At 70.2% G+C, this 21,938-nt stretch carries 18 protein-coding genes and 1 pseudogene; 10 read left to right on the plus strand and 9 right to left on the minus strand.

Annotated features, from left to right (window positions below):
* Window positions 1-385 precede the first annotated feature (385 nt).
* The 3 genes from SACCYDRAFT_RS13280 to SACCYDRAFT_RS13290 all read right to left on the minus strand — a co-directional run bounded on the left by SACCYDRAFT_RS13280 (window position 386) and on the right by SACCYDRAFT_RS13290 (window position 5,125).
* A complete protein-coding gene (locus tag SACCYDRAFT_RS13280; protein WP_232283668.1) occupies window positions 386-2,254 on the minus strand; it encodes a calcineurin-like phosphoesterase C-terminal domain-containing protein in 1,869 nt (622 codons plus the stop codon).
* 466 nt (window positions 2,255-2,720) lie between these two features.
* The gene (locus SACCYDRAFT_RS13285; RefSeq protein WP_005456834.1) at window positions 2,721-3,761 is read right to left on the minus strand and encodes a hemolysin family protein; all 1,041 of its coding nucleotides are present in this window, start codon (window positions 3,759-3,761) and stop codon (window positions 2,721-2,723) included.
* The gene (locus SACCYDRAFT_RS13290) at window positions 3,758-5,125 is read right to left on the minus strand and encodes a hemolysin family protein (RefSeq protein WP_005456836.1); all 1,368 of its coding nucleotides are present in this window, start codon (window positions 5,123-5,125) and stop codon (window positions 3,758-3,760) included. Before SACCYDRAFT_RS13290 ends, SACCYDRAFT_RS13285 begins: the two co-directional genes overlap by 4 nt.
* A 321-nt stretch (window positions 5,126-5,446) precedes the next feature.
* On the opposite strand from SACCYDRAFT_RS13290, the gene SACCYDRAFT_RS26940 reads away from it, so the two are divergent.
* Window positions 5,447-6,325, plus strand: a complete 879-nt coding sequence (locus tag SACCYDRAFT_RS26940) for a phosphotransferase (protein ID WP_005456839.1) — start codon at window positions 5,447-5,449, stop codon at window positions 6,323-6,325.
* 244 nt (window positions 6,326-6,569) lie between these two features.
* On the opposite strand, the pseudogene SACCYDRAFT_RS26945 reads toward SACCYDRAFT_RS26940, so the two are convergent.
* Window positions 6,570-6,842: pseudogene (locus SACCYDRAFT_RS26945) on the minus strand (MerR family DNA-binding transcriptional regulator); the annotation flags it as partial.
* On the opposite strand from SACCYDRAFT_RS26945, the gene SACCYDRAFT_RS13300 reads away from it, so the two are divergent.
* The gene (locus SACCYDRAFT_RS13300) at window positions 6,778-7,656 is read left to right on the plus strand and encodes an aldo/keto reductase (protein ID WP_157606510.1); all 879 of its coding nucleotides are present in this window, start codon (window positions 6,778-6,780) and stop codon (window positions 7,654-7,656) included. The pseudogene SACCYDRAFT_RS26945 and the gene SACCYDRAFT_RS13300 overlap by 65 nt on opposite strands.
* Here SACCYDRAFT_RS13300 and SACCYDRAFT_RS13305 read toward each other — a convergent pair.
* Window positions 7,632-8,390, minus strand: a complete 759-nt coding sequence (locus SACCYDRAFT_RS13305; RefSeq protein ID WP_005456846.1) for an SDR family oxidoreductase — start codon at window positions 8,388-8,390, stop codon at window positions 7,632-7,634. The two genes, SACCYDRAFT_RS13300 and SACCYDRAFT_RS13305, sit on opposite strands and share 25 nt — an antisense overlap.
* Before the next feature lie 79 nt (window positions 8,391-8,469).
* Between SACCYDRAFT_RS13305 and SACCYDRAFT_RS13310 the strand changes: the two genes are divergently transcribed.
* The gene (locus SACCYDRAFT_RS13310; protein ID WP_005456847.1) at window positions 8,470-8,940 is read left to right on the plus strand and encodes an RrF2 family transcriptional regulator; all 471 of its coding nucleotides are present in this window, start codon (window positions 8,470-8,472) and stop codon (window positions 8,938-8,940) included.
* A gap of 23 nt (window positions 8,941-8,963) precedes the next feature.
* A complete protein-coding gene (locus SACCYDRAFT_RS13315; protein ID WP_052309196.1) occupies window positions 8,964-10,067 on the plus strand; it encodes a tyrosine-type recombinase/integrase in 1,104 nt (367 codons plus the stop codon).
* Window positions 10,068-10,079: 12 nt separating this feature from the next.
* Here SACCYDRAFT_RS13315 and SACCYDRAFT_RS13320 read toward each other — a convergent pair whose 3' ends face one another.
* Entirely contained in the window at window positions 10,080-11,123 is a 1,044-nt protein-coding gene (locus SACCYDRAFT_RS13320; RefSeq protein WP_005456851.1) for an FAD-dependent monooxygenase, read from the minus strand.
* Window positions 11,124-11,177: 54 nt separating this feature from the next.
* On the opposite strand from SACCYDRAFT_RS13320, the gene SACCYDRAFT_RS13325 reads away from it, so the two are divergent.
* A complete protein-coding gene (locus SACCYDRAFT_RS13325) occupies window positions 11,178-11,744 on the plus strand; it encodes a TetR/AcrR family transcriptional regulator (protein WP_005456854.1) in 567 nt (188 codons plus the stop codon).
* A 52-nt stretch (window positions 11,745-11,796) separates the two neighbouring features.
* On the opposite strand, the gene SACCYDRAFT_RS13330 is transcribed toward SACCYDRAFT_RS13325, so the two are convergent.
* A complete protein-coding gene (locus tag SACCYDRAFT_RS13330; protein ID WP_043536458.1) occupies window positions 11,797-12,975 on the minus strand; it encodes an MFS transporter in 1,179 nt (392 codons plus the stop codon).
* Window positions 12,976-13,049: 74 nt separating this feature from the next.
* Between SACCYDRAFT_RS13330 and SACCYDRAFT_RS13335 the strand changes: the two genes are divergently transcribed.
* Entirely contained in the window at window positions 13,050-13,808 is a 759-nt protein-coding gene (locus SACCYDRAFT_RS13335; protein WP_005456857.1) for a DeoR/GlpR family DNA-binding transcription regulator, read from the plus strand.
* A 17-nt stretch (window positions 13,809-13,825) separates the two neighbouring features.
* Here SACCYDRAFT_RS13335 and SACCYDRAFT_RS13340 read toward each other — a convergent pair whose 3' ends face one another.
* Window positions 13,826-14,533 carry a FadR/GntR family transcriptional regulator gene (locus SACCYDRAFT_RS13340; protein WP_043537268.1) on the minus strand — a complete coding sequence of 236 codons (708 nt, stop codon included), beginning with the start codon at window positions 14,531-14,533 and terminating at the stop codon, window positions 13,826-13,828.
* 202 nt (window positions 14,534-14,735) lie between these two features.
* Between SACCYDRAFT_RS13340 and SACCYDRAFT_RS13345 the strand changes: the two genes are divergently transcribed.
* The 4 genes from SACCYDRAFT_RS13345 (at window position 14,736) to SACCYDRAFT_RS13360 (ending at window position 20,401) form a co-directional block, all read left to right on the plus strand.
* Entirely contained in the window at window positions 14,736-16,046 is a 1,311-nt protein-coding gene (locus SACCYDRAFT_RS13345; protein WP_005456864.1) for an SLC13 family permease, read from the plus strand.
* Between the two features lie 42 nt (window positions 16,047-16,088).
* Entirely contained in the window at window positions 16,089-17,540 is a 1,452-nt protein-coding gene (locus tag SACCYDRAFT_RS13350; RefSeq protein ID WP_043536463.1) for an acyl-CoA synthetase, read from the plus strand.
* Entirely contained in the window at window positions 17,533-18,855 is a 1,323-nt protein-coding gene (locus SACCYDRAFT_RS13355; protein ID WP_005456866.1) for a carboxyl transferase domain-containing protein, read from the plus strand. Before SACCYDRAFT_RS13350 ends, SACCYDRAFT_RS13355 begins: the two co-directional genes overlap by 8 nt.
* Window positions 18,856-18,946: 91 nt before the next feature.
* The gene (locus SACCYDRAFT_RS13360; RefSeq protein WP_005456870.1) at window positions 18,947-20,401 is read left to right on the plus strand and encodes an alanine/glycine:cation symporter family protein; all 1,455 of its coding nucleotides are present in this window, start codon (window positions 18,947-18,949) and stop codon (window positions 20,399-20,401) included.
* A 29-nt stretch (window positions 20,402-20,430) separates the two neighbouring features.
* On the opposite strand, the gene SACCYDRAFT_RS13365 is transcribed toward SACCYDRAFT_RS13360, so the two are convergent.
* Window positions 20,431-21,891, minus strand: a complete 1,461-nt coding sequence (locus SACCYDRAFT_RS13365; RefSeq protein WP_005456871.1) for an amino acid permease — start codon at window positions 21,889-21,891, stop codon at window positions 20,431-20,433.
* Window positions 21,892-21,938 lie beyond the last annotated feature (47 nt).

The raw sequence follows: 21,938 nt of genomic DNA on the forward strand, positions 1-21,938 counted from the left end.
TTATACACCACTCGAGTGTCAGCGAACTCTCGCAGCCACGCGACATCGCCGGGCGGACCTGACGTCGCGGCAGATCCGCCCGGCGACCTTCTCCCGCGTTACGAACCGCCAGTGGTCGCTCCCACGGCCAGCAACAGGCAGGTCAGTCCCCTCCCCTGCCCCACCGGCTGCGGCGAGTCCACGAGGTACCGATGATCACGTCAGAACACCTCCGCATTCCGGAAATCCGCCGGTTCGCCAGCGCGGGAAGCGGTCCCGAGATCCGTCGAGAACACGGCCGCCGTCGCGTGTCAGCGACCCCCGGAGTCGACTGCGGTGAACGCACGGCAGGGGGCCGCCACTCCTGGTGACGGCCCCCTGCGCCGGTACTTCCGACGTTGTCCGACTACCGCTGCTCCACGACCTCGAAGGCCAGAACATCGGTGAACGTGCGACCGTGGACGTCGGTCGCGGTGACCTTCGCCTCGTGCGCACCCACCGCGAGATCGGCAGGCAGCTCGAACCGCCACAGATGCATCGACCGGTCGGCGAGGCTGCCGCCGTGGACCAGCTGTTGAGCGACGGCATGCGGGTCCGACCACTCGGGACCGACGAACTGGTCCTCACCCCGCATCCGCTGTGTGCGCACCGCCTTACGGGCCGGTCCACCGTCGAGGCTCACCTCCACCGTGGAACCGGTGGACCCCATCCAGAAGTTCGTGGTCAGCCACGTGGTTCCCTTCAGGTCGGCCCGGCTCACCACGGTCGGCTCGACCAACTCCGGCGCCGCGCCGTCACGCGTGCGGTTCCACTCCTGCCGGGCGACGTACCAGTCGCGGTAGGTGGGCGTGTTCAATCCCAACTGCGTCTGCACCTGGTCGCTCTGCCCTGTCACCGTGTACCGCTCGGTGAAGGAGTTCCCCTTGATGTCCAGCGTGAGCACACCCGGTCGACCACCGTCCCGGCCGACCGCGACGGGATAACCGTCCTCGGTGAGCTGACCGGAGTACCAGTCCCCGGAGATCGCGCCCGCGGTGATGTGCGGGAACGGCAGCCCTTCAAGACCGAAGAGGTCCCGCCAGCCCTTGGCGAGATCCCCGGTCCTCATGTTCTCGATGGAGTGACTGTGCCCGCTGACGGCGACGGCCTTGCGGCCCTCCAACAACCTGTACACCTCGCGGACCTGGTCGACCTGGTGCACGGGACTGCCCTCGTCAGCGTAGTTGAGCAGTCCGATGTGGCTCGCGATCACGACGAGCTTGTTCTTCGGGACTCTCGCCAGGTCCTGCTCCAACCACGCGAGCTGCCGCTCGTCGAGCCGTCCGTTGTACGCGGGCTTGTTCTCCGGGTCGTCGCAGTTCGGACGCAACCCGTCGGCGTTGTCGACGTCCGGCGTGCACGGGTAGCGCACCGTGTTCAACGCCACGACGTGAACGTCGCCGACGTCGTAGGAGTAGTAGGCCGGCGCGAGCTGGGCCCGGAAGGTGTCGAACGAATGCTCGGCGGTCTCGGCGTCGAAGTCGAGGTCGTGATTGCCGGGCAGGAAGCGGGCGGGCCCGTTCAGAACGCTGGTCAGGTTCTTCACGTCCGGGTAGAGCGACAGGTCGTCACCCACGACGTCACCGATGAACAGGGTGCCGCAGCCCTGGTAGTCGCTGCGCTGCGCCAGATCGTTGATGGCGCCCTTGCGGGCGTAGGAGACCTCGGTCTTGTCGTACGTCTGCAGGTCACCGCCGATGACACAGTGCTGCTTCCGGTCCTGCGTGACGCGGCTGCGCACGACCGGGAAGTTCACGGCGGCGGGCACCGGCCCGGTCGGCGCGATACCACCGTAACGCAGGTCAGGGGATCCTTCCGGCAGGTGGTTGTAGTGGAACTGTGCGACGTTGTGCTCGTCGACCGGAACCTGATACCCGGACGGCTGGGTGATGAACACCGTCATGTTGTCGTACACGGGCAGCTCGTAGCGCCCTCGCGAGTCGGTGGTCACCACATCCCGGCCGTTGGACACCAGGACACCACGCAACCCCCGCTCGTTGGCGTCGCTGACACTGTCGCGGTCACGGTCCACGAACACCTTGCCGCGCAGGACGGAACGCTCGGTTCCGTCCTGCGCGCGGACCACCTCGACCTGACCGCGGTAGGCGGAGTCGTTCCATGTCGATACGGGGTCGGCCACCGCGTCCGGCGCGGTGGCGATCACGGTGCCGGAGCCGACCACCGCGAGAGCGGCGAGCGCGGTGACTCCAGCGCGGACCTTCCTCGGTTCTCGCACTGAGGGCCTCACTTTCACTGACCTCCGGTGAGTCGTCGGGGAGGTACCGGCCGCTGTGACCGGCCCACAAGACGATTCCGGACCGAACTGAACAGCAGGCGTCCCGGAGGCAGAACATCGAGCGTCCACGGACCAGCCACCGGGTTACCTCGCAGGTTAGACGGCCCTCACGTTGAATTCGTCCAGACCTTTGGGTGAATCGACGTCACCGCCCGTGGTGCGGCACCGGATTGGACAGCGCGTTTCGACGGGAGCTGAGGAACGTACGCGGGCGAACGTGCCGCAGGAATTCCCGCAGTCGCTCCGGGACGGCCGCACAACTCCCTGCCGTATAGAGCGTTATACATTTTGGAGGTCGGGTGGTTCCCGTTTCGTTACCGGCCACGTCCTCTCACGCCACGGTCTCGTGGTGGACGGTCTCACCGGGCCCTCCCGGGAGCCCGGTGAGACCCCTCGCTGAGGAGAGTTACGAACCTGACGCGGCCGGGCGGTCCTCACCGACTGTGAGCAACGGTTCCAGCAGGTCGTCCAGAGTCACGATCCCTGTGACGTCGTCACCGTCGAGAACCACGGCCAGGTGACTTCGGCGTTCCCGCATGACGCTCACCGCACTGTGGACCGGTGTCGTGGCCTGCAGAGCGAGCACCGGGCGCATCAGGTCGCGAGCCGTCGTCCCGGTCGGCGCTGTGAGCGTGTCCCGTACGTGGACCACACCCAGCGGCCGGGCCCGGTCCCCTGCTCTCACGACGAGCCGGAGGTGCCCACTCGCCCGCGCGGTCGCCTGAATCCGCGCGACGTCGGCCGCCGGGGTCACCGCGACGACGTCCTCGCTCGGCCGCGCGTGCTCTCGCAACGGCCGGGAGTGCAGTTCCAGGGCGGCGGCGAGCTGGTCACGCCGATGTGGATCGAGCGTGCCCGTCCGAGCCGAATGCTCCACCAGCTGCCGCAACGCCTCGGGCGTGTGCCCGGCACCGACCTCGTCGACCGCCCGCACGCCGACCCGCTGCAGACACCAGTTCGCCGTTCCGTTGAGGACCACCAGCACCGGCCGGAAGACCCACATGAACAACCGCATCGGAATCGCCAGCAGCGTCGCCGACTTCTCCGGATGGGCGATGGCCCAGGACTTCGGGGCCATCTCACCGACCACGAGGTGCACGAACGTGACCACCACGAGCGACACCACGAACGCGAGCACGTCGGCGCTCGTCGCCGGGAGCCCCCAGCCCTCCATCACGGGAGTGAGCATGTGGTGCACGGCGGGTTTGGCGACCGCCCCCAGGGCGAGCGTGCACAACGTGATTCCCAGCTGCGACCCTGCCAGCAGCAGGGAGAGCTCCTGGGCGCTCCGCAACGCCGCCCGCGCGGAAGGGCTGGTGTGGGCGGCTTCCTCCAACCGGTAGCGGCGGGCCGCGATCAACGCGAACTCGACCGCGACGAAGAAGGCGCTCAGCGCGACGACGGCCGCGGAAACACCCAGCGCGGCCCACGGGCTCAGCTCGCTCACCGGTTCACCTCCCGGGCCGTCGTGGCGTCGTGCCGCCGCAACCGCACCGTCCTCGGAACCCGGCGGTCGACGTCCTCGACCACGGCGGTCAACCGCGCCCGAGGCTCGTCCTCCGCACCGGGTTCTCCCGGCAGCGTCACGGTGACGGTGTCCCCCGGCTCCGGAAGCGTGCCCAGCTCGGTGATCAGAAGACCCGCGATCGTCTCGTAGTCCCCAGTCGGCAGGTCCAGACCGAGCAGGCGTTCGACCTCGTCGATGTGCGTGGTGCCCGGCAACACCCACGACCCGTCCTCATCGATCCGGGGCTGCTCGTGCCCGGCCGGGTCGTGTTCGTCGGCGATCTCGCCGACCAGCTCCTCGCCGATGTCCTCCAGCGTGATCACCCCGCCCAGGCCGCCGTACTCGTCCACCACGCAGGCGAGCTGCTCACCCGCTGCCCTGAGCCGGGCGACGACCTGGGTCAGCGGCAGAGACGACGGCACCAGCACGGGCTCCCGAGCGATGTCCGCCACCTCCGTGGTACGCCGATCCCCAGGATCCAATTCCAGCACGTCCCGCAGGCACACCACGCCGACGACATCGTCGACCCCGTCGCGCACCACGGGGTAACGCGAGTGCCCGGACGCCATGAGAGCCACCACCTCGTCCACCGGAGCACCCGCCGGGACGGTGGTCACCCGGGTTCGCGGAATCATGGCGTGTTCGGCGGTCCGCTCGTGCAGGTCGAGCACCCGGTCCAGCAGCGTGGAAAGCTCCTCGGGCAGGTCCCCCGTCTCCCGGGACTCGGCGACGATGTACTCCAGATCCCGCGGCGTGGCGGCATGTTCCACGTCGTGCACCGGCTCGATGCGCAACGCCCTCAACAGGAAGTTCGACGCATGGTCGAACAACCGGATCAGCCAGCCGAACACGGCGAGATAGAGCCGGGTGGACCAGGCCAGCCTGCGAGCCACGGGCTCCGGCCGGGCGATGGCGAGGTTCTTCGGGAACAGTTCACCGAAGACCATCTGCACCACCGTGGACAGCGACAGCGCCAGCACGGTTCCCACCCCCACGCCGACCGCCGTGGGAACGCCGACGCCACCGAGCAGTTCACCGATTCCGGCGCCGATCATCGGCTCGGCGACGTAGCCGACGAGCAGCCCCGTCACTGTGATGCCGAGCTGCGCACCCGAGAGCATGAACGAGGTGCGGCGGGTGATGTCCAGCGCCCGCCGCGCGCCGCCGTCCCCGGCCGCCGCGCTCGCCTTGAGCCGTGAGCGGTCGACGGCCATGTAGCCGAACTCCTGAGCCACGAAGTAGCCCGTCGCCGCGGTCAGCAGAAGTACCACGAGGAGTCCGAGCAGGATGTTCACCACAGTCACGAGTCGGCCACCGCCTCGCGGCGGCGGTCGGTCCGCACGCCGGGAGTCAGGTCCCAGGCGAACGGCGGACAGGAACAGCGCCCGGTGAGGGCGCTGCCGGTACTTCGGGAGGGGTCCATGGACGTCCTTCGCAGTGGTGATGTCGGTTTTGTCCTTGTCCCTCCCTACGTTGTGCGGGGCATGGCGAGTTCCCGCCCCAGCGACATGTGACGCAGCTCAACACCGTCCGGTCGTCTCACGCGACCGGACCCGGCAGGACCGGATGCCCGGAGCGAGCCGGAACGGTGCCGGTCACGGCAGACCGCCCGTGGAAGGGCCACCATGGACGGCGTGCCGGAACCGACGAACCCCGACCTCGGCGGCACCGTCGTCGAGAAGGTGCTGCGGGTCACCGACAAGTCCTGTCTCGCCCTCGGCCACCGGGGCGGCAACCCCGTGGTCGTCAAGACACTGCGTACCGACGCCGAGCCGTGGGTGAGCACGTTCGCCGAGGAGATCCGGTTGTACCTGGTGTTCACCGAGAACCCGCCACCGGTGCGCATCCCCGCCCTCGTGCACACCGACGGCCGGTGTTCGCTGGTGCTGGAACGGATCGACGGCGATCCGGTGAGCACCCGGCGATACGCTCCGCGCTCACTTCCCCCACCGCTGGTGGAGTCCGCCGTGGACACCGTCTCGGTCTTCGCCCGGTGGACACCGCCGTCCGGGGTGCTGCGTACGGTGTTCGACTACCCGGCCCGGATCGCGAAGTACCACGGCCTCGGGTTCCTCGACGACAGCGACCACGCGGCCCTGCACCGCCTGCTCGCCGAAGTGTCCCGGGACGGGATGCCGTGGCAGCCCAACCACGGCGACCCCATCCCGCCCAACCTGCTGATCCCGCGCGATGGCGGGTGCGTGCTGGTCGACTTCGAGTTCACCGGCCTGTATCTGCCGGGGCTCGACCTCGCGCTGCTCCACACCGTCCTCGCCACCACGCCCGGTGCGTCCGCACGGGTGGAGCGGATCGCCGAACAGGCGGGCATCGAGGTGCCGTTCCTGCTCAACCGGGCGCTGGTGCTGGCTCGGGAACGGCGACTCGACGCCGAGACTCCGGATGGACGGCGACAACACGCCCGGTCGGCACTGCTGTCCCGACTGTGGGAGGAGTGCCGGTCACGCCTGCACGGCGACACCGGTTTCCCGTCGTCGGCCGGTTGAGCAGCAGGCCGGGGTCATGCGGCCGATCACCGCTCACCGGCGCCGTGCCGCGCTCCACGAGCTCGCGGAGCCGGCCGTGGTGGAACGCCAGCTGGGCCAGCCTCGCGTCAAGCCGCGCGAGTTCCTCCCGCAGCAGCGGATCGAGGCAGGGCTCGACATCACCGGTACCCCCGCACGAGCACGCCAGCACCTGCGCGATGACCGTCGTGGACAGACCGGCGTCCAGCAACCGCCGGACACGACCAACACGCTCGACGTCCGACTCGTCGTAGAGTCGCTGCCCCGACGGGGTTCGGGACGGCGTGAGCAAGCCCTGCTCCTCGTAGTAGCGCAGCGACCGGGCACTCACCCCGGTCTCGGCGGCGAGTTGACCGATCCGCAGCGTCCTTCGCGTGTTCTGGCTCACTCTCGCCTTGCCCCTCTCATGCATGTCAGCATCGATGCTCTTCGCCATGACTACCACGACTTTCGAACTCGGCGGCGACCTCCACGTGCGCCGTATCGGCCTTGGCACCATGCGGTTCGCCGACGAGCCGGCGAACCGCCGCGGAGCGAGCGCGCCGGTGTGGGCCGCGCCCACCGACCGCGCCGACCTCACGCGACTCTTGCGTGAGGCCACGGACGCCGGGGTGAACCTGTTCGACACCGCCGACGCCTACGCACTCGGGGAGGGCGAACGGCTGCTCGGTGAGGCTCTGGCCGGAGTGTCCGACGTCGTGCTCGCCACCAAGGTCGGGGTCGTGCGGCCCGACCCCGCGACCTGGGTGCCGCTCGGACATCCCGACTACCTGCGCCAGCAGGTGGAACTCAGCCTCCGCCGCCTCGGCCGCGACGTCATCGACCTGGTGTACCTGCACCGCATCGATCCCGCCTATCCCCTCGCCGAACAGGTGGGCGCGCTGACCGATGCCGTCCACGCCGGGAAGGTGCGGCATCTCGGTTTGTCCGAAGCCACGGCCGAGCAGGTCGACGCGGCGCGGAGCGTGGCTCCCATCGCCGCCGTCCAGAACCTCTACAACCTCACCGACCGTTCCCACGACGCCGTCGTCGAACACACCCGGGACTCCGGCACGGCGTTCGTGCCGTTCTTCCCCCTGTCGTTCGACCACGCGGCGGTGCCCTCGCTCGGCGAGGTCGCGGCCGAGCACGGCATGACCCCGAACCAGGTGGCGCTCGCATGGTTGCTGCACCGTGGGCCGCACCTGCTGCCCATCCCCGGCACCACGTCGATCCGGCACCTGAAGGAGAACCTCGCCGCGCTCGACACCGAACTCAGCGCCGACCAGTTGGCTCGGCTGAACGCCGATCACGCCCCGGCGATCGGCTCCTGAGTACGCAGCCACTCGTCGAACGTGGTCGGGGCGACGCGCGCGTCCTTGCCGGGCAGGAGCACCTCGCCCGCCATGGAGGGCCCGAACACCCCCGACCACGTCGGCACGAGCTTCACCTCCCGTCCGCGCGCCTGGTTGGTTCGCCTTGCCATGTCGACGAGGTCGTGCGGCTCGGGTCCGGCGACGTCGACGTGGCGGCCCTGGGGCTCTCCGGTCGCGACCTCGGCGAGGATCTCGGCCACGTCGGACGGCGCGATGGGTTGCACGAGAAGCGGCGCGATCGTGGCCACACCGTCCTGCTCGGTCCACCCCGTCACCATCGCGGCGAAGTCGTGGAACTGCGTGAACGGCACGATGGTCCACGGCAGCGGCCCGGCTTCCACCAGCCGCTCCTGTTCCCGCTTGCCCGCGTAGTGCGCATTGCCGTCGACGCCGTGAATCCCGACGATCGAGAGCAGTACGTGGTGGCGGACACCGGCCCGTTCGCCCGCGGCCAGGAGGTTGCGGGTCGTGGCACCGAAGTACTCCACGGTGGTGGCCTCGTCGGACGCGGTCATGTTGATGGCATCGACGACGGTGTCGACTCCGGCGAGCGCCTTGTCCAGGCCTTCGCCGGTGCGCAGGTCCACGCCGAGTGAACGGCTGATGCGGACGACCTCGTGTCCGTCGCGTTCGAGGACGGCGACGGTGAGAGCCCCGATGTTGCCCGTGGCACCGGCAACCGCGATTCGCATGACGATCTCCTTCGTGTATCGGGAACACGACAGTATCGCAGACTTAACAGATCCACAATATCTCCGATACACTGGACGCGTGAAGCTGCCAGTGAGTACGGAATGGGTGTTGCACTGCGCCACGACGTTGGCGCAGCTCGAACCACGAGCCACCGTGTCGGCGGCACAGCTCGCGGACTACTACGATCTGCCCGCACCGTATCTCGCCAAGCAACTGAAGGCTCTCGCCAAGGCCGGCGTGTTCGCCGCGACGACGGGGCCGCGAGGCGGCTACCGGCTCGCCCGCCCGGCTTCCGACATCACGCTCCTGCAGATCGTGGAAGCCGTGGACGGTGGAGCCTCCCCCTACGAGTGCCACGAGATCCGGCAGCAGGGCCGGGGCGCACTGTCGCCTGAGGACTGTCGCGACACCTGCGTGCTCGCCGCGAAGATGGCCGACGCCCACGAGGCATGGCGGCGGAGCCTCGGAAGCGTGACCCTCGCCGACATCCTCGACGAGATCCCGCCATGGGCACCCGCCCGCACGCGCTCCCTGCTCACCGGAGCATGATGGACCCGCTCGACCACACCATGATGACGTCCCCGCGCACCGGCCTTTCCGTTCCCGGCGCCGTGCTGCGACCCACCCATCTGGCCCTCCCCTCCCCCGGGTTGTCGGCCCGCCAGGTGGACGACGCGGTGCGCCACCAACTGGTGGCCGACATCGGCGCGCAGCGGCTCGAGGCGTTGTCGCGGTCGCTGGACCGGACCACGTTCGGCGTGGTGTTGCACTGGTTGTCCAGCTACCAGCGCCGCTCGCTGGACACCAAACGCGGTTACGCCGAGGACGTCTGCCGCATCGCCGAGTGGTTCAGCGCCGCCACCGGTCGCCGCCCCGCAGACCTTTTGAACGGCGTCACGTTCGACACCGTGACCGCCTGGTCGCTCTACGCCAAGAGCAAGGGCTGGTCGGCGCGCACCCAGCGCCGCTACCTCTCCGCACTGTCGTCGTTGTTCGACCACGCCCGCAGCGCGCACCGCCTCGCCGTGGAGAACCCGGTACACCTGGCCACCCACGCACCCCCGATCGGCACCTCGACCAACGGCCGTCCACCCGGCGCCACCCGTGTCCTGGAGCTGCCGGAGGTCGCCGCGCTCGCCGCCGCGTGCTCCGACCACGAGGAGCACCTGGTGTTCGAACTGCTGTTCACCCAGGGACTTCGGGAGTCCGAAGTGGTCTCCCTCGACATCGACAACCTCGATCGCGCCCACGTGCCCCCCGTGCTGTCGGTGGCCCGCAAGGGAGGCCGGTGGGTACGGCGCAGGCTCGGCGACACGGCCGCGCGGCACCTGGACGCATACCTCGACGGCCGACTCACCGGCCCCGTGCTCGTCCACCCGGAAACAGGGTTGCGACGCGACCGTCACCAGCTCATCAGCATCACCCGGCGACTCGCCCGCCACGCCCGGCTGCGCGAACCGCGAAAGGTCACCCCGCACGTGCTGCGGGCGACGGCCATCACCGCCCTGCTCGACAAGGGGAAGCCGTTGCAGGAGGTGCAGGAGTGGGCCGGGCACGCCCACGCCTCCACCACCCGCGGCTACTGGGAACGCCGCAACAGCGTGCAGCGCGACGCCGCCCTGTCCGCCACCCTCACCGCCGACCTCGCCGAGGCCGCGGCGGAGCTGGCGGAGTGAAGCGCCGTCCGATCACCCGGACAGGACGGCGGCCGAGCGCACCACCGCGTCGCGGACCCCGGTGCCCCGTCGCGCCGTGCTGACGCGCCCCAGCCAACGCGCGGCCGTCGCGATGCGCTGAGTCGGCCTGCGACGCCGCCGGTCGTACTCTCGCAGCGCCGCCCGCACGTCGGCCGCGGTCGAGGCCCGCGCGAGGCAGCGGGCCAACGTCAGCCCGTCGAGCAGTGCCTGGCACGCGCCCTGCCCGAGGTCCGGTGTCATGGTGTGGGCGGCGTCGCCCGCGAGGGCGGTGTTTCCGACGACGTAGCTCGGCAACGGCGGATCGAGGTAGTGCAGGGAGTGACGGAGCAGCTCGTCCGGACTCGCCTGCCGCAGCACCGAAGGGACCGGCTCCGGCCACCGGCCGAAGTGCGCGAGCAGGGACGCGTGTTCCTCGGCGGGGCCGCGTCGGGCGGGCGGCGTCTCCAGAACGGCGTAGAAGTTGGTGCGGTCGGCCGTCAGCGGTGAATAGCCGAACTTGGCTTTCGGCCCCCACACCTCGCCCGCACTGCGCACACCGGCGCCGACCACCCCGCGCCACACCGTGAGCCCGGTGTCGCGCAGGCCGTGACGCGCGCCGAAGAGTCGCCGCCGAACCGCGCTGTGCGCGCCGTCGGCGCCGATCAGCACGTCCGCGTCGCCCGTCCCCTCCCGGCCGAAGTGGACGGTACCGTCGGGCAACGACTCGAACAGCAGCGCGAGCAACTCCGGCCGCGCCACCACGTACACGTCCTCACCCGTACGCCGACGGATGCGGTCGGTGTCGATCTCGGCAAGGGTCCGTCCGTCCCAACGCCGGATCACGCCCGGCCGCTGCGGTTCACCACGACGGCGTAGCTCATCGGCCAGTCCCAGCTCGCCGAGAGCCCGTACGGCGTTCGGCCACATGCCGAGGCCCGTGCCGTCGTCCGCCAGAGCTTCCGCGCGCTCGTGCACGCGCACCCGCCAGCCCGCGCGCGTCAGCCCAGCCGCCGTTGCCAGCCCCGCGATTCCGCCACCGACTATCCGTGCTTCCATTCCGCCACCGTACTACGGATGTAGTGATCCTTACTACGGGTGTAGTGTACGGCTGTGAGCACACGGAAGGACCAGGTACTCAACGCCGCGATCCGCGTCCTCGGCACCCAGGGCACGCGGCAACTCACCCACCGGGCCGTCGACGCGGAAGCCAGGCTGCCCGAGGGGTCGACCTCGAACCACTTCCGCAACCGGGACGCGCTCGTCGCGGGCGTTCTCGACCGGCTCGTGGCCCAGGACGAGCAGGCATGGGGGCTGTTCTCGGCCGATCTGGCCAACATCACGCTCACTCTCGACGGCTTCGCCGACGCCGTGACCCAGTTCGTGGACGAACTCGCGACGACCGCCCGTACCGCCACACTGGCCCGACACGCGATCTTCCTCGAAGCCGCGCATCACCAGCACCTCCGCGCCCAGATCGAGACACGCAGACGGCGCCTCGAGGCCTGGGGGGCGCCGTGGCTGAAGCGACTGGGTTCGACCCACCCCGAGCGCGACTTCGCCGCGCTGCGCTCCCTGCTGGACGGGCTGCTGCTGCACCAGTGCACGCTGCCCGACCCCGCCTTCGACCCGGCCGTGCCGGTGCGAGCCCTGCTCGACGGCCTGAGCCGGCACTGGTGACCGCCGCACGTCCCGGCATGTCCCGGAAGCCACGACACCGGCACCGGCCGTACTACCGCGCTTCCGCGGCCACGGGCGTGGCCCGCTCGGAACACAGGAGCCCTGCCGTGACCGCGGCTACCAAACAGAGCGCCACAGGCAGGAAGAAGGTCAGGTTGAGCGGAACGAGTTGCGTCAGCGGGCCGATGACGGCGGGCCCGGCGAGCATGCCCAGGTAGCCCAGCCCGGCGACCCGGGAGACATTGGCTCCGGCGGCGTCCACATCGGCGTGTCCGGCCGCGCTGAAGATCTGGGGCACACACCCGGAGAGGCCGAGTCCGAACACTGCCCAACCGGCCAGAGCGAGAGGTGTCCACGGCGACAGCGCGGCGACCGTCAGACCGAACGCGGCAGCGACGGCGCCGTAGCGGAGTACGGCCACCGGGCCGACACGCGCGGTCACACGGTCGGCGAGCAGGCGCCCGGCGGTCATGGCCGTGGCGAAGGCACCGTAGGCGAGGGCAGCGGTGGCCTCGGAGGCGCCGAGGACCTCCCGAAGGTGCAGCACGCTCCAGTCGTTCGCCACGCCCTCACAGAGCATCAGCGCCAGCGCGAGCCCGGCCAGCAGCCAGACACGTCGGGGAGTCCGACGCCGGGACCCCACCGCCTCGGAAGCCCGCGAGCCTTGGACCGGGTCGGGACACAACAGTGCGGGTGTGAACAGCACGGCGACGACGACACCGAGCGCGGCCACCGCGCCGAGAGTCACCGCCGGATTCCAACCCCACCCAAGAGTGCGCGCCCCGGCCAGCGCGGCGAGCACTCCACCGATCGAGAACGTGGCGTGGAAGGCCGACATGACGGGCCGCCGGTAGCCGCACTCCACCTGGACGGCATGAGCGTTCATGCTCACGTCCAGACACCCGTTGCCGAAGCCGAACACCAGCAGCGCCGCTCCCAGCGTCCAGCTCTCGGAGGCCAGGCCGGGCAGGAGGAGGGTGGCGCTGCACAGCACCGCGCTGACCGGGACCACGACGCGAGCACCGGCACGGTCGGCCAGCGGGCCGGCGAGCTGCATGCCGACGAACGCACCCGCACCGAGTAGCAGCAGAAGCCAGCCGAGCACGGCGTGACTGATCCCGGCTCGCTCCTCCACAGCGGGGATGTGGACGATCCACATCCCCATGAGAAAGCCGTTCAAACCGAAGTAGACGAAGGTGGCCAGCCGCGCGGCCCGCAGCGATCGATCCATGTTAGTGAACATATCGAACAGCTTCCTTGTTCGATATCTTGATTTTCGAACGAGATTTTTGTTCAATACCGAGCATGGCAACCGCAGACCGGCTGAGGCGGATCACCCTGGCCGTCCGCGAGGCGGGCAGCATCGGCGTCGCCGAACTGGCCGAACTCACGGGCGCCTCCCCCATGACCATCCGCCGGGACCTCGAGACCCTGGCCGCCCAGGGGGTGCTGGAGCGATACCGGGGAGGCGCCCGCACACTGCTGTTACGCGGCGAGGAAGCACCGTTCGCGCTCCGGGTGCAGGAGACTCCCGAGACCAAACAGCGCATCGCCGCCGAGGTCGCCGGTTTGCTCGCCGACGGCGAGTCCGTCGTACTCGACAGCGGCACCACCTGCCTGGAGGTGGCTCGCGCACTGGAACAGCGCCGTGTCACCGTCATGCCGCTCTCCCTGCACGCGGCGAATGCGTTGGCGGGCGCGCCACACCTGACACTCCTGGTCCCCGGTGGCCGACCACGGCCGGGTGAGCTCTCGTTCACCGGCCCCCTGACCATGGCGGCGTTGGCTTCCCTCCGCTTCGACACGGCGGTGCTCGGCTGCTGCGGGTTGAGCGCGGAACACGGTCTGACCGCCTACGACCTCGACGACGCCGCGGTCAAGCGTGCCGCGATCGCCTCGGCCCATCGCGTCATCGCCGTCGCGGACGCCACCAAGTTCACGCGCACCGCCCTCGCCTTCGTCGCCCCCGCCGCCGACCTGCACGCCGTCGTGACCGACCGAGCAGCCCCGGACGACGAGACGGAGGCACTGATCAGAGCGGGTGTGACCGTACGGAAGGTATGACCGGTCACCGACCGCTCTCAGGCGTCCTCGTCCGGGTCCCAGTCGAGTAGCCGAACCTTCGCCACCGTGCGCACGTGGCGGCGCATGGCCGCCGCCGCGCGCGTGGGATCGCCCACGCTGATGGCGTCGAAGATGGCCTGGTGCTGACGCAGCGAGCGGTGGGGCCTTCCGGGCTGGCGCAGCGACTCGGTGCGGCTTTCGGTGATCTGCTCGGAGATGGAGTGCATGAACTCCGCGAGCAGCGCGCTGCGGGCCGCGGCAGTCACCGCGGCGTGGAAACGCCGGTCGCCCTCGACACCGTGTCCACCCGACTCGATCTCGGCACGCATATGGGACAGGGCCGACTCCAGCTCGTCGAGGTCCTCGTGCGTTCGGCGCTCGGCGGCGAGTTCGGCGAGCTTCGTCTCGATCGCCTCGCGCGCTTCGAGGACGTCGGGCAACCGCTGCCGTCGCGCGACGAGCTGCTCCACCGGCTCGACGTCGAGAGTGTCGCGAACGAGGTAGCTGCCTCCGCCGTGCCGGGTCTCGACCAGCCCCTGCACCTCCAGCACCACGACGGCCTGCTTCACCGACGCCCTGCTCACTCCGAGCCGCTGCGCCAGCTCTCGCTCGGCGGGCAACCTGTCTCCGGCACGCAGCCGGGAGTGGGCGACGTACTCGCGCAGCCGCTCGACGACCTGTTCGTACAGCCTCGGCCGCGCCATCGGACGTAGAGCGTCGGACACTTCGTTTTCCCTCTTCGGCACGTGGTCCCCCGCCGGTTCGGTCACCGCAGCCTAGCAGCGCGCGGGCGGCGCGACCGGCTCAGCCACCGAGCCACGAAGGATCTTGACAGGTGTGGTCCGGCTCACGCAAAGTGGTTCAGCCACTGAGCCACCAGGCCACTCGGACGCACCTGAGCGAGCCCAAAGACGGGAGCCTTCGCGTATGTCCCCCCAAGTCGTCGCGATCATCGTTCTGGCTGTGGTGTTCCTCGTCGCCACCACCAGATCCGTCAACATGGGGGCGCTCGCGTTCGCCGCCGCGTTCGGCGTGGGCACGCTGGTGGCCGACATGGACGCCGACGCGATCTTCGCGGGGTTCCCGGGTGACCTGTTCGTCGTGCTCGTCGGGGTGACGTACCTCTTCGCGATCGCCAAGGCCAACGGCACCACGGACTGGTTGGTACAGGCGTCGATCAGACTCGTGGGCGGACGGCTCGCCCTCGTCCCCTGGGTGATGTTCGTGATCACCGCCGCGCTGACCGCCATCGGCGCGGTCAGTCCCGCCGCGGTGGCCATCGTGGCACCGCTGGCACTCGGATTCGCGGCGGAGTACCGGATCAGCCCACTGCTGATGGGCGCGATGGTGGTGCACGGCGCTCAGGCGGGCGGCTTCTCCCCGATCAGCGTCTACGGTTCGATCGTCAACGGCATCGTGGCCCGGGAGGGACTGCCCGGCAACGAGCTGGTGCTCTTCCTGGCGAGCCTCGTCGCCAACCTCGCGATCGCGGCGATCGTGTTCGTCGTCTGCGGCGGGCTCAAGCTCACCCGCGCCGGAGCCGTGTCCATCCGGCGGTTCGCCCCCGTGGGCTCGGCTTCCGGCGGTACCTCGGCGTCCGGTGCGTCGGCCGAGGGCGCACCGGACGCCGAGCCACCCACGCTGACGCCCGTGCGGGGCGCGACCCTCGCGGCACTGGTCGCGCTCGTGGTGTGCGCACTGGGGTTCGACCTCGACGTGGGGCTGACCGCGATCACGCTCGCCGTGCTGCTCAGCGTGTTCTGGCCCGACACCAGCAAGCGGGCCATCGGGCAGATCACGTGGCCCACCGTGTTGCTGATCTGCGGCATCCTGACGTACGTCGGAGTGATGCAGGAGATGGGCACCATCGAATACGCGGGCAACGCCGTGTCGGAGGTGGGTGTCCCGCTGCTGGCCGCGCTGCTGATCTGCTACATCGGTGCCATCGTGTCGGCGTTCGCCTCGTCGGTGGGCATCATGGGCGCTCTCATCCCGCTGGCCGTGCCGTTCCTGCTGGAGGGGGCGGTGGGTCCGGTCGCGATGATCGCCGCACTGGCGGTGGCGTCCACTGTGGTGGACGTCAGCCCGTTCTCCACCAACGGTGCCCTCGTGCTGGCGAGCGCGCAGCACGTCGACCGCGACCGCTTCTTCCGGCAGTTGCTGGTGTACGGCGGCATCGTCGTCGCCGCGGCTCCCGCCGCGGTGTGGCTGATGCTGATCGTGCCCGGTTTCGGCTGAGCCCGCCCCGACCGTGCCCGGAACTCGACGACAAGGAGATCGGTGACCGTGCTCTTCCCCGCCCTGCACACGGCCCAGGACGAACCCGCGCTGCGGTTCGGCGACCGCGCCCTGACCTACGGCGAACTGGCCCGGGTCGCGGGTTCGCTCGCCCACCGCATCCGCTCGGCGGTGGGCGAGCCGCCGCGGGTGGCGGTGTGGGCGACGCCGAGCCTGGAGACCGCCGTGGGCACGGTGGCGGCCCTGCTCGCGGGTGTGCCCGCCGTGCCGATCAACCCCAAGATCGGGGAACGCGAACTGGCGCACATCGTCGCCGACAGCGGGCCGGGCCTCGTTCTCGTCGAGCCGGGCACCGTCCTGCCCTCCGGCCTCGACACCGTGACCCGGCTGGACGTCACCCTCGACGACCGGACGCAGCAGGCGGAGCCGCTGCCCGAAGAGCCGGGCGGGGAGGCACCGGCGTTCATCGTGTACACCTCCGGCACCACCGGCGCCCCCAAGGGCGTGGTGCTCCCCCGTCGCGCCGTCACCAGCACGCTCGACGCCCTGCGGGACGCCTGGCAGTGGACGGCCGACGACGTGCTGGTGCACGCCTTGCCGCTGTTCCACGTCCACGGGCTGATCCTGGGCGTCCTCGGACCGCTCCGGCGGGGCGGCAGTGTGCGCCACGTCGGCCGGTTCTCCCCCGCCGCCGTGGCCGCGGAGCTGACCACCGGCGCCACCATGATGTTCGGCGTCCCGACGATGTACCACCGCATCGCGAACGAGGTGGACGACGACCCCGAACTCGCGGCGGCGCTGGCCGGGGCTCGCCTGCTGGTCTCGGGCTCGGCGGCGTTGCCCGTGCGCGACCACGAGCGCATCACCGCCGCGACGGGGCAGCGGGTCGTCGAACGCTACGGCATGACCGAGACGCTGATGAACACGAGCGTGCGGGCCGACGGTGAACGCAGGCCGGGCACGGTGGGGTTGCCGCTGCGCGGGGTGGAGCTGCGGTTGGTGGACGAGCGGGGCACGCCGATCGAGGTGCGTGACGGCGAGACCGTCGGCGAGATCGAGGTGCGGGGTCCGAACTTGTTCACCGAGTATCTGAACCGCCCCGACGCGACGGCGCAGGCGTTCCACGACGGGTGGTTCCGCACCGGCGACATGGCTGTCCGTGACGAGGACGGGTATGTGCGCATCGTGGGACGCAAGGCGACCGACCTCATCAAGAGCGGCGGATACCGCATCGGCGCGGGCGAGATCGAGAACGCGCTGCTCGAACACCCGGGTGTCGCCGAGGTGGCCGTGACGGGCGAGCCGGACGACGACCTCGGAGAGCGGATCGTGGCGTGGGTGGTGCCGCGCGGAACCGCACCGGCGGAGGAGGAACTGGCCGAGCACGTCGCGCGTCTGCTCACCCCGCACAAACGGCCCCGCGTGGTGCGGTTCCTCGACGCGCTGCCCCGCAACGACATGGGCAAGGTCATGAAACGGGCGCTGCATGGCTGAATCGGCTCGCGGTCTCATCGACTCGATAGCGACGCGGTTCACCGAGTGGCTGCCCGAGACCCCGGGCGGGGCTTTCGTGGACGGACCGATCGGCTGGCGCGGCTACGACGACGCGCGGGCCCGGGCGGCCGAGCGCACGGGCGAGCCGGAGTCGGTGGTGTGCGGCAGCGCGACGATCGGGGACACCGAGGTCGCGCTCGTGGTGTTCGAGTTCGGCTTCCTCGGCGGTTCGATCGGTGAGGCCGTGGGTCACCGGGTGGCGCTGACGTTCCAGCGTGCGCGGCAGCGGCGACTTCCGGTGGTGTCACTGATCGCGACCGGCGGCAGCCGGATGCAGGAGGGCATGCGCGCCCTGACCCAGCTCCACGTGCTGGCCCGTGAGGTCGCGGCCACGAGGGTGGCCGGGCTGCCCCAGGTGTCCGTGCTGTGTGATCCCACGACCGGTGGCGGGTGGGCCACGCTCGGTGCCGGCGCCGACGTGGTGCTGGCGCTGCCGGGCGCCCAGGTGGGGTTCGCCGGTTCGCGCGTGCGGCCCGGGGGCGACGCGAGCGCGTACACCGCCGAGGCGCACCGGGACACGGGGCAGGTCGACCAGATCGTCGAGCGGGGCCGCTTGCGAGACGCGCTGGCGCGGTGGTTGAGGCTGCTCACCACTCCGGCCCCGCGGGCGGCGGAGCCTCCGAGGGCGCTGGGCGGCGCGGGTTCATCCCGCACCGGTTGGGAGGCGGTCATCCGGGCCAGGGCGCCGGAACGGCCTCGCGCGGCGCGGTACCTGGACGCCTACTTCGCGTGGCGGGAGCCGGTCCGGGGGGACCGGGCCGGTGGTGTGGACGACGGGGTGCTGTGCGGGTTCGGGTGGCGGGACGGCGCCGCCGTCGCCTACGCCGCGCAGTGCGGCACGGCCACGCGCCCGGCCGGGTTCCGCACGGCGGCTCGCCTGGTGCGGATGGCCGACCGGCTCGGTGTCCCGGTGCTCACCCTCGTGGACACACCGGGTGCGGCGGCCGACGGAACCGCCGAACGCGACGGTGTGGGGCCCTCCATCGCGGCCCTGTTCGAGGCGATCGCCTCGGCGCGAGTCCCCGTGACGAGCGTGCTGATCGGGGAGGGTGGCTCGGGTGGAGCGCTGGCGTTCGCCGCGCCGGGCCGGCTGTGGGCCACTCCGGACGGTTACTTCTCCGTCACGTCGCCGGAGGCCGCGGCGGCCATCCTCAAACGGAGCGCGCTCGAAGTCCCCGCGACGGCCGACGAGCTCCGGTTGCGCCCGGCCGATCTGGTGCGGCTCGGCATCGTGAGGGAGATCGTGCGTCCCTGAACGCCGTGCGTGGGATGGACCACGTCGTCACCTGCGTACACTGTCGCGACTATCGAAGTCCTCGACTACCCACAAGGTGAGGAGCGAGCGCATGGACGCGCTGATGGAATCCATCGGCGAGGTGAACGACGTCTTCTGGACCTACCTCGTCATCCCGCTGCTGGTGATACTGGGGCTCTACTTCACCGTGCGCACCGCGGGTGTGCAGTTCCGGATGCTGCCCCAGATGATCCGGGATCTTCGCAGCAAGCCGGAGCGGGCCCAGGACGGCAAGAAGGCCGTCTCGTCGTTCCAGGCCTTCTCCATCTCCGCGGCGGCGCGCGTCGGCACGGGCAACGTGGCGGGCGTGGCGATCGCCATCGCCGTGGGCGGTCCGGGTGCGGTGTTCTGGATGTGGCTGATGGCGATCGTCGTCAGCTCGCTCGCGTTCGCGGAGTCCACGCTCGCGCAGTTGTTCAAGGTCCGCGACCGCTCCGGATACCGCGGTGGTCCCGCCTACTACATGCAGTACGGGCTCAACGCCCGGTGGCTGGGTGTGATCTTCGCGGTCGTCATCATCTTCACGTTCGGTTTCAGCTTCAACATGGTGCAGGCCCACAGTATCGCCGACGTCGTGTCGCACTCGGTGACCACCGCGACCGGCGCCGCGGAGGCCGAGGGCTGGCTGGCGCCGGTGGTCGGGCTGCTGCTGGTGGCTCTGGTGGGTGCCGTGGTGTTCGGCGGTGTGCGCCGCATCGCCCACGTCGCTCAGTTGACCGTGCCGTTCATGGCGCTGATCTACCTGCTCGTGGGTCTCGTCGTGGTGGGCATGAACCTGGAGAAGGTGCCCGAGGTGTTCGCCGACATCGTCGGTTCGGCGTTCGGTTTCGAGCAGGTCGGCGGCGCTGCCGTGGGCACGGCGATAATGCAGGGCATCCGCCGCGGGTTGTTCTCGAACGAGGCGGGCATGGGTTCCGCGCCCAACGCCGGTGCCAGCGCCGCGGTGAGTCACCCCGCCAAGCAGGGGCTGGCGCAGACCTTCGGCGTCTACTTCGACACGCTGATCGTGTGCTCCATCACGGCGTTCATCATCCTCGTTTCCGACCCCGTCTACGGCGAGGAGGTCGGCGCGTCGCTGACGCAGAGCGCGCTGGAGGCCAACCTCGGGGCGTGGGCCGTGCACCTGCTGACGGTCATCGTGTTCCTGCTCGCCTTCACCTCCGTGCTGGGCAACACGTTCTACGGTGAGGCCAACCTGCGGTTCCTCACCGGCGACGACCGCGTGGTGCCGCTGTTCCGGCTCGCGGTGCTCGGCGTGTTGTTCCTGGGTGCGGTGAGTTCGCTGGAGGTGGTGTGGAGCCTCGCCGACGTCACCATGGGCGTGATGGCGGTGGTGAACCTGCTCGCCGTGGCCCCGCTCGGGGCGCTCGTGGTGCGGCTGCTCAAGGACTACCAGCAGCAGCGCCGCAACGGCCTGGACCCGGTGTTCACGCGCGACACCATGTCGGACGTGCGCGGCATCCAGTGCTGGGAGAACGACCCGGAGCGGACCGCCGAGAAGGTGTGACGACCGGGCCCGTCGGGCGGGCGAGGGGATCAGCCCCTCGCCCGCCCGACGGGTGTCACGTCCGGAAGGCCCTTGCGGGCGACCCGGCGTTTGGCGATCTCGTACGTCGCCCCGTGGACGGCGAGCAGCGCCACCGTGGCGATGAGCCCGGCGTAGGCCGTGCCGCTGTCGAAGACCAGTGAGCAGAAGATCGCCGTGAGGACGGCCAGGCAGGCCCAGTCGGTGTAGGGGAAGCCGGGCATCCGGAAGTCGACCGACGCGATGGAGCCGTCCCGCACCCTCGCGCGGAAGCGCAGATGCGACACGAAGATCGCCATCCAGGCGAGAAGGATGCCCACCGACGCGGCGTCCAACGCGAGGAAGAACACCGACCCGGCGTCGGCGAACAGGATGAGCACCACCCCGACCAGATACAGGAGGCTGGTGAACGCCAGCGCTCCCGTCGGCACTCCCCTGCGGTCGATCAACACGGTCGCCTTGGGAGCCGAGCCGTGGGCCGCGAGGTTACGTAGCAACCGGATCGTCGCGTAGAGGGCGGCGTTGACACCGGACAGCGAGGCACTCAACACCACCAGGTTCATGATGCCGCCGAGATAGGGGACGCCGAGGCTCGACAGCGCCGTGACGAACGGCGACTCGTCACCGCTGTAGTGGTCGGTGGGCAGCAGCATCGACAGCACCAGCACCGACCCGATGTAGAACAGGCCGAGTCGGAACACCACGCCGCGCACGGCCTTGGGCATCGACCTCGCGGCGTCCTTCGCCTCACCGGCCGCCGTGGCGGTCACCTCCACGGCGGAGAACGAGAACACCACCGCCTGCATCACCAGAACGACCGGCCACACCCCGTGAGGCAGGAACCCGCCCTCCCACAGGTTCGTCACACTCGCCTCGGGTGCGCCCGAGCCACCGAACAGCACCACGAGCACACCGGTGACCAGGAACAGCACGATCGCGATCACCTTGATCGCCGCCGCCGCACTCTCGATCAGCCCGAACGCGCGCACGGTCAACACGTTCGTGCCGAACACCAGGCACAGCGCCACCAGCGGTGACAGCCACGCGGGCGCGTCCGGGAACCAGTAGGCGGTGTAGACGCCGACGGCGGAGATCTCGGCGATGCCGACCAGCACCGCGACGGTCACGTAGATCCAGCCCGTCAGGTGCGCGAACCTCGGCCCCACGAACTCCCGCGCGTAGGAGACGAAGCCACCGGTCGCCGGCCGGTACACCGTCATCTCACCCAGTGCCCGCATCAGCAGATACACGAGCGCCCCGACCACCAGGTACGACAGGATCAGGCCGGGACCGACCGAACTCAGCTGCTCACCGAGTCCGAGGAAGAGCCCCACACCCACCGCGCCACCGAACGCGATCATCTGCAGTTGCAGGTGCGACAGGGATCTCCGATACCCGACCTCGCCGCGCTCCTCGTAGGCGGTCGCCGCCGGCTCCTCGTCGGGCGTGGCGGAATCGGTGTTCGCGGACATGTCGCCGCTCCTTCCCCGTGTGCTCGCTCATGATCGCGGCGGGCCGA

It is taken from the genome of Saccharomonospora cyanea NA-134 (genome assembly GCF_000244975.1).
Taxonomy (GTDB): Bacteria; Actinomycetota; Actinomycetes; order Mycobacteriales; family Pseudonocardiaceae; genus Saccharomonospora; species Saccharomonospora cyanea.

What these genes read in the sequence shown, in the direction of transcription:
- SACCYDRAFT_RS26940 (WP_005456839.1), top strand. Translation starts at nt 5,447, where the DNA reads ATGGACGGCGTGCCGGAACCGACGAACCCCGACCTCGGCGGCACCGTC.
- SACCYDRAFT_RS13300 (WP_157606510.1), top strand. Translation starts at nt 6,778, where the DNA reads ATGACTACCACGACTTTCGAACTCGGCGGCGACCTCCACGTGCGCCGT.
- SACCYDRAFT_RS13305 (WP_005456846.1), bottom strand. Translation starts at nt 8,390, where the DNA reads ATGCGAATCGCGGTTGCCGGTGCCACGGGCAACATCGGGGCTCTCACC.
- SACCYDRAFT_RS13315 (WP_052309196.1), top strand. Translation starts at nt 8,964, where the DNA reads ATGACGTCCCCGCGCACCGGCCTTTCCGTTCCCGGCGCCGTGCTGCGA.
- SACCYDRAFT_RS13320 (WP_005456851.1), bottom strand. Translation starts at nt 11,123, where the DNA reads ATGGAAGCACGGATAGTCGGTGGCGGAATCGCGGGGCTGGCAACGGCG.
- SACCYDRAFT_RS13330 (WP_043536458.1), bottom strand. Translation starts at nt 12,975, where the DNA reads ATGGATCGATCGCTGCGGGCCGCGCGGCTGGCCACCTTCGTCTACTTC.
- SACCYDRAFT_RS13335 (WP_005456857.1), top strand. Translation starts at nt 13,050, where the DNA reads ATGGCAACCGCAGACCGGCTGAGGCGGATCACCCTGGCCGTCCGCGAG.
- SACCYDRAFT_RS13345 (WP_005456864.1), top strand. Translation starts at nt 14,736, where the DNA reads ATGTCCCCCCAAGTCGTCGCGATCATCGTTCTGGCTGTGGTGTTCCTC.
- SACCYDRAFT_RS13355 (WP_005456866.1), top strand. Translation starts at nt 17,533, where the DNA reads ATGGCTGAATCGGCTCGCGGTCTCATCGACTCGATAGCGACGCGGTTC.
- SACCYDRAFT_RS13360 (WP_005456870.1), top strand. Translation starts at nt 18,947, where the DNA reads ATGGACGCGCTGATGGAATCCATCGGCGAGGTGAACGACGTCTTCTGG.
- SACCYDRAFT_RS13365 (WP_005456871.1), bottom strand. Translation starts at nt 21,891, where the DNA reads ATGTCCGCGAACACCGATTCCGCCACGCCCGACGAGGAGCCGGCGGCG.